Raw genomic sequence first — 13,204 nt, 5'->3', positions numbered from 1 at the left:
GCGGCATGCCCAGGCGCAGCCGTTCGGCCCTGATGTGCGCGGCCAGCCGGGGCAACCGGTTGTCGGCGGCGATGCGCGCGCCCTCGTCCAGCCGCGTGGCCGCGGTGAACAGATCGCCCTCGACCGCCTTGACCCGGGCGCCGACCACGAAGGTCGAGATCAGGAAGTCCACCGGACCGACCCGGGTGACCAGCTCGTGACTTTCGTCGAGCAGCCGGCCGGCGGTGGCCAGATCGCCTCCGCGGTAGCTCATCTCGCCGAGCAGCGCCGCGGCCACGCGCACCGCGTGCGAGCGGGGTCCTGACCGTTCCCGTGCGGAGTCCCAGGCCTGCTGGAAACAGCGCGTGGCGGTGGCCACGTCGAGTTGCTCGTAGGCGGCCGCGCCTTGGCCGCAGCGGCCGAACACCAGGCCGAGCGGGTCTTTCGAACGTACGTGGTACTCCTCGGCCCACTCCTGGATCTTCCGCGCACCCTCGAAGTCGAATACGCACAGACGCACGAATGACGTCAGGTTGGCCGCGGTCGAGACCGTCCACGCGGGTAGATCGTCCGGCTCGCGCAGGCAGTCGGCGATCCGATCCAGCACGCCCTCGGTGTGGTCGCGCGCGATCTGGTCCGACGCGGCGAGCACGGCCGCCTGGCAGCGCTGCACGCGCACATCGGCGTCGCCGGTGGAGCCGCGGGCCAGGATGTTGGACAGCCTCCCCAGCGCGTTCCGTGCCGCGCCGGACTGCTGCAGGTTGACGTTCGCCCTGGCCACCGCCATCAGCAACTTCGAGCGCGAGGCCACCTGCTGCATCGGCAGTTTCGACACGCTGCCCAGCAGCGTGGCGAGGCGGGACCCGTCGATCAGGTCCATCCCGCCGCCCTCGAGCAGGTCCAGCGCCATCTTCAGGTCGGTCGCCGCCAGTGCGTGGTCGACGGACTTGCGCAGCAGCTGGTGTTCGGCATACCAGCGGGACGCCTTGCGGTGCAGCGACTTCAGCTTCCCGGGGTGGACGCGGTCGAGCCGGGTCCGCAGATGCTCGGCGAACAGCGGCTGCATCCGGAACCACTCGGGGTCGTGCTCGATGCGCCGCAGGAACAGCTCGCGCTGCTCGGCCTGCTCGAGCAGCTGTTCGGCGTCCGGCTCGCCGGACAGCGCCGCGGCGAGCGAGCCGCACACCCGTTCGGTCACCGCGATCGACATCAGGAACTCGAGCATCTTCGGTTCCAAGGTGTCCAAGACGTTCTCGGCGAGGTATTCGCGAATGCCGTGGTCGCCCTCGGAGAGGGTGGCGATCAACTGAGCGGGATCGGCGTTGCCGCGCAGGGACAGGCCGACCAGCTGGATGGCCGCGGGCCAGCCGTCGGTGGCGGTATGGATTTCGGTGACCTGCTCGGGTGTGAGGTCGAATCCGTTGCGCTCCACCAGGATCTGACGGGTTTCCGCTTCGGTCAGCCGCAGCGCGGCCGAGCCGATCTCGACCAGTTCGTCGTGCACCCGCATGCGGCTGGTCGGCAGACCGGACTGCTCGCGGCTGGTCACCACGAAGCGCAGGTGGTGGCAGCAGTTGTCGAGCAGGGCCTCCATCGCGCGATGCGCGCCCGCGTCGGTGATCCGCTGCCAATCCTCGACGATCACCACGACCGTCCTGCCCGCCGCGTGGATCTCGTCGATGAGGGTGGGGATCACGAACGCGGCGGCGTCGGCGGGCCGCTCCTCCAGCACCTGGTCCAGACCGGCGCCCACGTCCGGATGCACCCGGCGGATGGCTTGGATCAGATGAGCCAGCAGCCAGATCTCGTTGTCGTCGTCCCGGTCGATGCCGATCCAGGCGACCGCGGCATCGCCCTCGGCGAGCTCGGCGCGCCACTGCGCGGCCAGCGTGCTCTTGCCGAAACCCGCGGGCGCGTGGATCACCGTCAGCCTGCGCCGCCCGCCCGCACGCAGGACGTCCAGCAGACGTGGCCGTGCTATCGGCTCGCGCGTGGGCGTGTGCGGGCGGAACTTGGTCACGGCCGTCGGCGGCGCCGTCGGCATCGCCATCGGATGCTGAGAGACGGCGGGCCGTAGCGTCAGCGGCCAGCTGCGCCGCGCGGTGACCGCGGGAGGGGGTCCCGTCCACACAACCGTCTGTTCGCCGGCGCCTTGGGAGGTCGTTTCGGGCTCCGGCGGGGTCTCCAGCAGCGCCATCTCGTCGGGCAGCTGATCGTGGCCGCGCTGCACGGTGCGCAGCATTTCGCCGAACTCGTAGGCGCTGGCCGGGCGATCCCGTGGATTCGGGGACATGGCCTGTTCGATGACGGTGGCGACGTCCGGCGGAATGTCCTGTTCACGCAGATCGGGCACCGGCTGGGTGGTGATCCGCAGGAACTGCGCGACCACCCGCTCGCCCGCCTGCCGCTCGAAGGCCGCGTGCCCGGTGAGCAAGGCGAACAGCGTCGAGCCGAGCCCGTAGACGTCGGAGCGGATGGTCGGCTCGTCGCCTTTGAGTACCTCCGGCGCGGTGAACGCGGGCGAGCCGGTGATCATGCTGCTGGAGGTGCGGAACCCGCCCGGGATGCGAGCGATGCCGAAATCCGTCAGCTGCGGCTCGCCGTAGCCGCTGAGCAGCACATTCGCCGGTTTCACGTCGCGGTGCAGAATCCGGGCGCGGTGCGCGCTCTCGATGGCGCCCGCCAGCTTGACGCCGGCTCGCAGAGAATCCGCCCAGGTCAACGGGCCTTGATCGCGAATCAGCTGCTCCAGCGATCCATGCGTGCAGTACGGCATGACGATCAGTGGCATTCCGGTCGCCGTCACGTCCACCTGGAGGATGTCGACGATGTTCGGGTGGCCGGACAGCTTGCCCATGGCTTGTTCCTCGCGCAGGAACCGTTCCCGGCTTTCCTGGTCGATCTCCGAGGGAAGCACCTTCACCGCGACCACGCGATCCAACGCGGTCTGGATGCAGCGGTACACCACCCCGAATCCACCGCGGCCGATCTCCACGGCACCGGACAGGCCCATCGCCTCCAGTTCGTCGGCGATGTCGGGAGGCGTCTGCCGCTGCGTCTTCTCCTCGGCCGCAGGAATTTCCGGGCGCACCCGGCCCGAACGCGTCTGTGGATTCATGTGATCACCTCGAACACTCACATCGAATCGGCGACATCGGCGACCAACTCCGCGCCTGCTGCCGGACGCGGTGTCCGATATGCCTGCGCATACTCCAACGTAGCGCGGTGCGGTATCACGCGGGTGACGTTTCCGAACAGGTCGGGTGTGTTCCGAGTCGGCGTGTTCCGCGCCGGTCGAGACTGGCCGCCCGGCGCGAAAAGGACTCTCGCGCTCACCATTGCAGGTGTCGCCCTCGGTTGTGACCACCGCCACGTCAGGTCCACACGAGCGGATACCCAGAGAGGGTTCGGCCAACCACGTGACGTCGGAGAATCCGGTCCCGCGGTAGTAACCGGCCATGATAGATTACTTCTCGAGAGAACTTTCTTCTCTATCGAACTATCTTTGGATGAGCAGACGTCAGGTGCGGAGGAATCTCGTGTCCACATCCGAACCAGGCCGGGAGCCCGCGGCGCGCGGCCTCCGCTCGGACGCCCACGAGGTCTACCGGCGCTACCTGAGCGCGGTCATGCTGCACGGACAAGCCGGGGCGCGGGCGGTCGATCTGGGCGCCACCGATCTCTACGCGCTCAACATCCTCGAACTGGCCGGACCGATGACGCCGGGCGAACTCGGCGCGCGCAGCGGCCTGACCACCGGCCCGACCACCCGGCTGATCGACCGCCTGGAAGACGCGGGCTACGTCCGCCGCGCGCCGGTCCCGGGCGACCGCCGCAAGGTGATCGTCGAATTGATCGGCAAGCCCGCCGATCTCGACGAGGTGCTCGCCCCGGCGCGGCAGCGCATCGCCGAGATCATCGGCGGCTACCCACCCGAACAGCGCGAGGTGCTGTTCGACTACTTCACCAGGGCGGCCGCCGCGTACCAGGCCGCCGCCGAGGAGCTGCGGCCCACGGACTAGGCGACGGCGAGGGCGATGATCTGGGTGATCTGGCGGCTGTCGAAATTGTCGTCGCTGACCAGGACCAAGCTCCGTTCGCCGGAGGGCAGGCGGGGACCCCAGGTCATGCCTTCCACGTTGTCGACGGCGCTGAGCCCGACCTCGTCGAGATCCACCAGCAGCCGCTTGGTCACCGGGCGCGCCGCGCCGATCGGGGCATCGAGGATGTTGGTCGCGGCGCTCAGGTCGGCCTCGTAGACGCGGATCTTGTTGGGCGTGCCCGGTGAGAAAGAACGTTCCAGCACAAGAAGTTTGGTGGGATCCAGCGGATCGGCGGCGAGGATGGAAGCGATACCGTTCGCGCCGCGGCCCGGCTCCGGCCGCGACTCGGCGAAGACCGGGTCCAGCGGATACGCGTACTGGGCGAGCAGAGGCCCGGTTCGAGCCTGGACGGTGATTCGCGTGAGCGCCCCGCTCGTCGTGGTCGGCGACGGCCCGTCCGGCAGCAGTGGCCCTTCCGTGGCGGTGGCGAACAATGTGCCGCCCGCGAGGAAAGTCGCGGCCTCCAGCGCCTGATTCTGCTGTGGGCCGGAGCCTGGGCGCATCCTTTCGTTCTCCGGAATCGGCAGCTCACCGGCATAGGAGCCGTCCGGGTGCGCGATACGCACCGACGGGTCTTGCAGCACGGCGCCGTCCCGCTCGCCTTCTTGCGTCCAGTAGTAGTCGCCGGTCCACGGGTCCACCCGGATCTCCTCCGGATCCACCGACATCGGCGCGTAAGGCGCGCCCGCCGCGGTCAGAAGGGGTCGCGTGCCGGTGAAGGTCACCGGTCCCACTCCGCGCTCGCCGACCTCGAAGCGCGCGGTGTAGTACCGCGCTGGGTTCTTGTTCGATCGATCATCGCTGATCAGCACGAAATCACCGGTGCGCGCCGAGTAATCGATCCCGGACAGGCCGCCAACGGTGGTGCCTCCGAACTCCAGGCCCGATGCGACGACCTGCTCGCCCAGCAAGCGCACCGACGGCGCTGCCCCCACCGGATCGGCGGCCGCCACCGGGGCCGATGCGAGCGCGAGGGCGCAACTGGCGATCAGAACATGGCGACTACGTCTCGGCACGGCTGCCAACCTATCGCGCCGAACGGACGCGGAGGTGAACAGGCCCGGAAAACGGCGGAAGCCCGCCACCGCGAAAAGCGATGGCGGGCTTCGCCGTTGCGTTGCGACGCGAGACTACTTACGCAGCGAGGCCGGGACCTCGAAGCGCTCGCCGTAGGTCTTGGCGAGGTAGTCGGCGCGCTCCACGAAGGCCTCCTGGCCACCCGGGTAACCGACGATGAACTGGTGCACACCACCGGTCCAGGCCGGGAAGCCGATGCCGAAGATCGAGCCGATGTTCGCGTCGGCGGTGGAGGTGAGCACACCCTCGTCGAAACACTTCTGGGTCTCGATCGCCTCCGCGAACAGCATGCGGTCGATCAGATCCTGCAGCGGAACACCGAAGTCCGCCGTGGTCTTGAAGTGCTCACGCAGGCCCGGCCACAGACCGGTGCGCTTGCCGTTCTCGTCGTACTCGTAGAAGCCCGCCTTTTCCAGGCGGCCCGGACGGCCTTCGGACACCATGTAGTCGATGACGTCCTGGGCCGGGTGCCGCTTGGCGCCGAGGGTGGTGTCGCCGGACTGGGCGGCCTCCTCGGTCTCCTTGGCGATCTTCTGCATGAGCTTCATGTTCAGCTCGTCCGACAGCTGCAGCGGCGCGGCCGGGTAGCCCGCCTGCAGACCGGCCTGCTCGATGGTGGCGGGCTCGATGCCCTCCTTGAGCATGGCGATCGCCTCGTTGACGAAGGTGCCGATCACGCGGGAGGTGAAGAAGCCACGGCTGTCGTTGACCACGATCGGGGTCTTCTTGATCGCGAGGGTGTAGTCGAACACCCGGGCCAGCGCCTCGTCCGAGGTCTTCTCACCCCTGATGATCTCCACCAGCGGCATCTTGTCGACCGGCGAGAAGAAGTGGATGCCGATGAAGTCCTCCTGGCGCTTCACGCCGGTCGCCAGACCGGTGATCGGCAGGGTGGAGGTGTTGGAGCCAAGCAGCGCGTCGGGGGTGACGACGTCCTCGATCTCCTGGAACACCTTGTGCTTCAGCTCGGTGTTCTCGAACACGGCCTCGATCACGAAGTCCACGCCGGCGAAGTCGGCCGCGTCCGCGGTCGGCTTGATCCGGTCCAGCAGCGCCTTGGACTTCTCCTCGGTGGTCTTGCCCCGGGAAAGCGCCTTGGCCTCGATCTTCTCGGAGTAGTTCTTGCCGCGCTCGGCCGCCTCGATCGAGACGTCCTTCAGCACGACCTCGTAGCCCGCCTTCGCGGAGACGTACGCGATGCCCGCGCCCATCATGCCCGCGCCGAGCACGCCGACCTTCTTGATCTCCTTCTTCGGCACGTCCTTCGGACGCGAGCCGCCGTTGTTGATCGTCTGCAGGTCGAAGAAGAACGCCTGGATCATGTTCTTCGCGACCGGGCCGGTGAGCAGGTGCACGAAGTAGCGGGACTCGATCAGCGACGCGTTGTCGATGTCGACCTGCGAGCCCTCGACCGCGGCGGACATGATCGCGCGCGGCGCAGGCATGTTCGCACCCTTGATCTGCTTGCGCAGGTTCGCCGGGAACGCGGGCAGGTTGGCCGCGAAGGCCGGGGAGGACGGGGTGCCGCCGGGGATCTTGAAGCCCTTCTTGTCCCACGGCTGCACGCCGGCCTCGGGGTTGGCCTTGATCCACGCCTTGGCGGCGGGGACCAGCTCCTCGACCGAGCCGACCAGCTCGTCGACCAGGCCGATCTCCTTGGCCTTGGCCGGCTTGTTGCGCTGGCCCTGCAGCAGCACCTGCATCAGGGCGTTCTGCAGGCCAAGCATGCGCACGGTGCGGATGATGCCGCCGCCCGCGGGCAGCAGGCCGAGGGTGGCCTCCGGCAGACCGATCTGCGAACCCGGCACATCCGCCGCGATGCGGTGGTGGGTGGCCAGCGCGATCTCGAGGCCGCCGCCGAGCGCCGCGCCGTTGATGGCGGCGACGACCGGCTTGCCCAGCTGCTCCAGGCGACGCAGGGCGCTCTTGATCTCGGTGAGCTCCTCCATCAGCGCAGGGGCATCGTTCGGACCGACCTTCATCATGTTCTTCAGGTCGCCACCCGCGAAGAAGGTCTTCTTCGCCGAGGTCAGGACGACACCGGTGATGTTGTCCTTCTCCGCCTCGAGCCGGTCGACGGTGGCCGTCATCGACTTCTTGTACAGCTCGTTCATCGTGTTGGCGCCCTGGTTCGGGTCGTCCATCGTCAGCACGACGATGCCGTCCGAATCCTGCTCCCAACCGATCATGTTGGTTTCGCTCACAGCTCTGTGTCTCCTAAGTGAATTGGCGGCGTCCGCGGCCCTACGTGGTTACGCAGGCTGCCGCCTCCGGGCCTGACGCTCACGCCGCGTGAATTCTCAGCTGTCGGTTGGGGGTCAGACCCGCTCGATGATGGTGGCCACGCCCATGCCGCCGCCGATGCACAGGGTGATCAGGGCGTAGCGGCCATTGCGGCGCTCGAGTTCGTCGACCATGGTGCCGGTGATCATCGCGCCGGTCGCGCCGAGCGGGTGGCCCATCGCGATGGCGCCGCCGTTGACGTTCAGCTTCTCGTCCGGGATGTTCAGGTCCTTCTGGAACTTCAGCACCACGGAGGCGAACGCCTCGTTGATCTCGACCAGGTCGATGTCGTCGAGGGTCAGACCGGCCTTGGCCAGGGCCTTCTTGGCGGCCGGGGTCGGGCCGGTGAGCATGATGGTCGAGTCGGCGCCGCTGGTGGCGGTCGCGACCACGCGCGCACGCGGGGTCAGGCCGGAGGCCTTGCCCGCCTCTTCGGAACCGACGAGCACGAGCGCGGCGCCGTCGACGATGCCGGAGCTGTTGCCGCCGTGGTGCACGTGGTTGATCTTCTCGACGAAGTGGAACTTCTGCAGCGCCACGGCGTCGAAGCCGCCCATCTCACCGATCACGGCGAAGGAGGGCTGCAGCTTGGCCAGGTCCTCGGCGGTGGTGCCGGGCCGCATGTGCTCGTCGGTGTCGAGCACGACGATGCCGTTCTGGTCCTTGACCGGGACGATCGACTTGGCGAAGTAGCCGCCGGTGGTGGCCTTGGCGGCCAGCTCCTGCGAGCGCACCGCGTAGGCGTCCACGTCGTCACGGCTGAAGCCCTCGATGGTGGCGATCAGGTCGGCCGAGACGCCCTGCGGGACGAAGTAGGTGTCGTAGTTGGTGGCCGGGTCCAGCGCCCAGGCGCCGCCGTCGGAGCCCATCGGCACCCGCGACATGGATTCGACGCCACCGGCGATGACCAGGTCGTCGAAGCCGGAGCGGACCTTCTGGGCGGCGAGGTTGACCGCCTCGAGGCCGGAGGCGCAGAAACGGTTGAGCTGGAAGCCGCCGACGGTGTCGGGCAGCCCGGCCACGGTGACCGCGGTGCGCGCGATGTCGGCGCCCTGGTCGCCGACGGGCATGACCACGCCGAGGATCAGGTCGGAGATCCGGTCCTCGTCGAGGTTCGGGAAGCGGCCGCGCAGCTCCTGGATCAGACCAACAGTCAGGTCGATCGGCTTGACCGAGTGCAGCGAGCCGTTCTTCTTGCCACGGCCGCGCGGGGTGCGGATGGCCTCGTAAATGTAGGCCTCTGTGGTCATGGAGTGTTCCTTCCTCAATGTGGGCGGCCGGACTCGTTCGTCCGAGCGCTCTCGAGCTGTCGACCGGACGTTCGTCCGTCCGAGCGCTGCGTGTGCGGCGACACCGCGGGTGCGGCGTGGCTGCGGCTGACCTCGCCGACCGGCCCGACCGTTCCTAACGCTGTACAAAACCAGGCAGACAAGGACGGACGCACGGCCCGGTCGCCCGTACGCCTGGGCATACCATAGAACGTCGGCGTACCGAAGCTCCCGGCTACCCGTCCATACTACCGTGGAGTGCGAACTCCGGTTAACTTAACGTCGTGAGAACGGTGGTTGTCAACCATCCAGCCGTGTGGCACCAAGCTCAGTCTTCAGCAATTCGAGAGCGACCTCGTCCGGGTCGCGGCGATCGCCCGGAGCCACCGGATCGGCAGCGGCGGCCATCATCTCCTGCTCCTCTTCGGGGGTCGAGGCGGGAACGACCCGCGCCCGGTCCCGGTCCAGGTCGGCCGCCGCGTCGTCCACACTCGGCCCGGCGTCGTAGCGCGGATAGTTCGCGGGGCCGGGATCGTCGGGTAGGTCGGGGTAGTCGGGCGGCGGGATATCGTCGTCCGCCGGGTACGGGCGCTGGTCGGCTCCGCCGGCCCGCGAACGTCCCGCGCCGCCCGCCTTGTCGGCGTTCGCGTTCTTCGCCTGGCTCGGGCGGGAGAAGCGTGGCGCGGCCGCGGTCGAACCGCGGCCCGCGGCGTTGCCGGATTCACGTCCCGGCTGATCGCCCGCCTGCCCGCGGGTCCGGTTCGCGGCACCGCCCGCTCGCGGCGCTGCGGCCGGCCGTGGCGCCGCTCCGCCCGCTTCCCAGCGCACCTCGTGGTCGCGGCCGAGCACCGCCCGCACCGCCGACCGGACCGCCTCCAGATTGCGCGGATCGGACAGGCGCTGGGCCAGCGGCGCGTGCTGGTGAGCGAAGACGATGACCTCGCCCTCCACCCGAGCGACCGACGCACCGGCGAGCATGGCCTGCACGGCCGCGCCGAACTCACGCACTTTGGCGCGAATGTCCGCCCAGGCTGCTTCTACTTCGCGCAGCAGATTACCGCTCGGGACGGGAGCAGCACCGGCGGCGGACTCCGGCGCGGAGGCGGGGGCGCCGGTGCGTCGGCCCGATCCCGAGCGTCCCGCCCGACCGCAGAGCTACCTGGGCCGACCGAGTCGGCAGTCCCGCGATCACGGCCGACAGCGAAATTCGGCGTCGCAGCCGGGTCCACGGCCCCGCGGTCGGCTCCGGCAGCAGAACTCCGCGCAGCAGCCGAGTCGGCGGCTTGGCGATCACGCCCGACGGCGAGCGATCCCGCCTCCGCGCCCGATGCCGAAGGTCCCGCCGCCTGCGCCGACATCGCAGATCCAGGCCGTGCTGCGGATTGGTTGATGCCCTGCGCGGCAAGGGCTTCGGAGGGGACGCTTCCTGCTGCGCCTTCCCCACCGCGCGCGGTGTCGTCAGCCTGCGCGGACTTCCCTGGCATGGACCCCGACGCGGCGGCCGTCTCGGTCATCGAAGCGCTCGGCCCAGAAGTCGCGCTCGGCCCGCCCGCCGAGGACGCCCCTCCAGTGGCGGACGGAGCAACAGAGTCCGGTCCGGTGATGGGAGCAAACGGCTCCGCGCCACCTTCCGGCCCCGCAGTAGAGTTCGCGAACTGCCGCCCACCACCGGCAGGCAGCGCGCCACCTGCGTATTCCCCGCCACCGGCAGGGGGTCCACCACCCGGCGCCGCAACGCCGGAGCCTGCCGCACCGCCGGACGAACCGTGCCCTGGCCCGTCACCGGCCTGCGCTGAGCCATCAGCGATTTGGGCGTCAGCGGACGATCCCGCGTCGGACACCGGCCCCTCGGGACCGGCGCCACCAGTTCCAGCAGCGCCTTCCGAGCGACCACGGTTCTCGCGACGAATCGCGGCCAGCGCCTCGGCACCCCGCCGACGCGGCGGGTCCGACGGCGAACCAGCCGCCGAGGACGGCGCGGGCGCGGGCGCGGACGACGCGGCAGAGGCCGGGACGAAGGACCCACCGGCAAGACCACGCTCGAGCCGTTCCAACCGTTGCAGAGTGGCGGATTCCGCGTCGGACACCGAGGGCAGCAACATACGCGCGCAGACGACTTCGAGCAGCAGCCGCGGCGCCGTCGCACCGCGCATCTCCCCGAGACCTTCGTGCAGCAGTTCGGCGTAACGGGTCAAGGTGGCCGGACCCAACCGCTCGGCCTGGTCGCGCATCCGGTCGAGTACGTCGCCGGGGCCGGTGACCAGACCGCGTTCGGTGGCGTCGGGCACCGCGCGCAGGAGGATCAAGTCGCGGAAGCGATCGAGCAGGTCGACGGCGAAACGGCGCGGATCGTGGCCCGCCTCCATCACCCGGTCGACGGTGCCGAACAGCGCGGCGCCGTCGTCGGCGGCCAGTGCCTCGACCGCGTCATCGATCAGCGCCACGTCGGTGACACCGAGCAGCGAGACCGCGCGGGCATACGTCACGCCCTCGGGGCCCGCGCCGGCCAGCAGCTGATCCAGCACGCTCAGGCTGTCGCGCGGCGAGCCGCCACCCGCGCGAATCACCAAGGGGTACACCGCTTCTTCGACCGGCACGTGCTCCTGCTCGCAGATCCGTCCGAGCAGTCCGCGCATGGTGGCGGGCGGCAGCAGCCGGAACGGATAGTGATGCGTGCGCGAACGGATGGTCGGCAGCACCTTGTCCGGCTCGGTGGTGGCGAAGATGAAGATCAGGTGAGCAGGCGGCTCCTCGACGATCTTGAGCAGCGCGTTGAATCCGGCGGTGGTCACCATGTGCGCCTCATCGACGATGAATACGCGGTACCTGGACTCCGCCGGTGCGTAGAAGGCGCGATCCCGTAATTCCCTGGTGTCGTCGACACCGCCGTGGCTCGCGGCGTCGAGTTCGATCACGTCCAGGTTGCCCGGGCCGCCCGGCCCGAGCGCCACGCACGACGGGCAGGTGCCGCACGGCGTCGATGTGGGCCCCTGCACGCAGTTCAGCGACCGGGCGAGAATGCGCGCCGAGGACGTCTTGCCGCAGCCGCGCGGACCGGAGAACAGATAGGCATGACTGATCCGCCCCGTGTCGAGCGCGGTACTCAGCGGGTCGGTGACGTGCTCCTGACCCACCACCTCAGCGAACGTTGCCGGTCGGTACTTCCGGTACAGAGCCACGGCCAGAGGTTACCGGCGACCACCGACAATGCACATTCCCGCCTACCGCCCCGGCCGGCGATCAAGAGGCCGCAATTGATGTGATCCAAGTCACAACATGCGCAGCGCCTTCTTCGTGGACCGCCCAGGATATGCATGATAGCAATCTTGGAGCTATCGTCCATGCTGCACGTGGGAATACCGGACGCACCCGCCGAGACACCCCGCCACGCCCGGAAAAGATGGACTCGGACCCCGATTCACCTCCACTTTTTGGAAATAACGAAACCGTCACCATGGGTGACAGCGACGCAATCCTCTGGCTAACGTGGCAGACGGCAACTTCGGTAGCCAAACCTTCATCAGGTTGGTGACCCCGGCCGGTCCCTCATCCCGACCGGGGCACAACCAACAAAGCTCGGCCCATGGGTGACCAGCGCCAATTCCCCACTTCCACCGGAGGACCGTCCACGTGTCGTGTGACGACATCGCCGCCGCCTGGCTCTCCAGCACCGATTTCGCAGGCGACCGCTCCGCCGTCGCCCTCCTGAGCCGCGCCATCAGCCCCCAGGAGTTCGCCATCAAGCGCGACTCGCTGCCGGTTACCGCGGCCGCCGATCCGGCCACCGCCGCCGCCATACTCGAACTCCTCGAACGCGGTCAAGTGCCCACCATGGCCGCGATCCGGACGCTGACCGCGCAGAACGAGATGCGCCGCGAGGCCGAGCGCATCGAACGTCTCGGCCGCCGCGCCCAGCGCAGCATCGACGACTTCGGCCGGGCGCTCGCCAAACTGGCGGATGCGCACTGGACCGCGCACGGCTACGGTCCCACCCGCCGTGACGTGCTGTGCAGCGAGCAGATCATGACGCTGATCCGCACCCGCGTCGGCAATATCGCGCCGTCCGCGGTCAAACACCTCTGGCTCATCGAACGAGCCCAGCGCGCGGGATGGATCGCCTCCAACGCCAATCCCAGGTCCCTGTGCGCAGCGCGGCGTTTCTACGCGGCCCAGTACGGCAACCGGGTGTCATTGCGTCCGGTGAACACCATCGGCACCGCGATCGCGACCTATCTCGCCGACTACGAGGCAGAACACGGCCGACCGCCACGCTGGTCGGTGGTCGCGCAAGAACTGCGCGACGACCGTGGCCGCCGGATCTTCCACAACACCGCCGACGCCCGTGCGCAGCAGCTGTGGCTGACCACCGCGGAGTGGGTCGAGATGCGCGACGACCTTCCCGTGCCCGGCCGCAGGGGCCTGCGGGCCATCCGGAAGTCCCGCGGCTGATCCCGGGCGCATCGTGCGAGTCGACAGCATAGGTTAACGGCGTTA

The 13,204-nt window shown here is 69.0% G+C and carries 8 protein-coding genes; 2 read left to right on the top strand and 6 right to left on the bottom strand.

Annotation, left to right across the window (positions count from 1 at the left end; all coding sequences use genetic code 11):
- On the bottom strand, window positions 1-3,097 hold a 3,097-nt coding region (locus ON21_RS01230; RefSeq protein ID WP_039794446.1), incomplete at its 3' end, for a serine/threonine-protein kinase.
- Between the two features lie 421 nt (window positions 3,098-3,518).
- On the opposite strand from ON21_RS01230, the gene ON21_RS01225 reads away from it, so the two are divergent.
- On the top strand, window positions 3,519-4,001 hold the full coding sequence (locus ON21_RS01225; protein WP_051020146.1) for a MarR family winged helix-turn-helix transcriptional regulator: 483 nt from the start codon (window positions 3,519-3,521) through the stop codon (window positions 3,999-4,001).
- Here ON21_RS01225 and ON21_RS01220 read toward each other — a convergent pair.
- From ON21_RS01220 to ON21_RS37800, 5 genes are all read right to left on the bottom strand, one after another.
- Window positions 3,998-5,098: an esterase-like activity of phytase family protein gene (locus ON21_RS01220; RefSeq protein ID WP_083880337.1), complete on the bottom strand. Its 1,101-nt coding sequence runs from the start codon at window positions 5,096-5,098 to the stop codon at window positions 3,998-4,000. The two genes, ON21_RS01225 and ON21_RS01220, sit on opposite strands and share 4 nt — an antisense overlap.
- Window positions 5,099-5,212: 114 nt before the next feature.
- Window positions 5,213-7,363 carry a 3-hydroxyacyl-CoA dehydrogenase NAD-binding domain-containing protein gene (locus tag ON21_RS01215; RefSeq protein WP_039794445.1) on the bottom strand — a complete coding sequence of 717 codons (2,151 nt, stop codon included), beginning with the start codon at window positions 7,361-7,363 and terminating at the stop codon, window positions 5,213-5,215.
- A gap of 114 nt (window positions 7,364-7,477) precedes the next feature.
- Window positions 7,478-8,692 carry an acetyl-CoA C-acetyltransferase gene (locus ON21_RS01210; protein WP_039794443.1) on the bottom strand — a complete coding sequence of 405 codons (1,215 nt, stop codon included), beginning with the start codon at window positions 8,690-8,692 and terminating at the stop codon, window positions 7,478-7,480.
- Between the two features lie 318 nt (window positions 8,693-9,010).
- Window positions 9,011-9,718: a hypothetical protein gene (locus ON21_RS37805; RefSeq protein WP_039794442.1), complete on the bottom strand. Its 708-nt coding sequence runs from the start codon at window positions 9,716-9,718 to the stop codon at window positions 9,011-9,013.
- Between the two features lie 29 nt (window positions 9,719-9,747).
- Window positions 9,748-11,889, bottom strand: a complete 2,142-nt coding sequence (locus ON21_RS37800; protein WP_245562408.1) for a DNA polymerase III subunit gamma and tau — start codon at window positions 11,887-11,889, stop codon at window positions 9,748-9,750.
- A 451-nt stretch (window positions 11,890-12,340) separates the two neighbouring features.
- On the opposite strand from ON21_RS37800, the gene ON21_RS01195 reads away from it, so the two are divergent.
- A complete protein-coding gene (locus tag ON21_RS01195) occupies window positions 12,341-13,159 on the top strand; it encodes a hypothetical protein (protein WP_039794440.1) in 819 nt (272 codons plus the stop codon).
- Window positions 13,160-13,204 lie beyond the last annotated feature (45 nt).

This window comes from Nocardia araoensis NBRC 100135, assembly GCF_000308435.1.
GTDB classification, from domain to species: domain Bacteria; phylum Actinomycetota; class Actinomycetes; order Mycobacteriales; family Mycobacteriaceae; genus Nocardia; species Nocardia araoensis.
The sequence above is the reverse complement of the archived record's forward strand: the minus strand, read 5'-3'. Positions and strand labels throughout refer to the sequence as shown.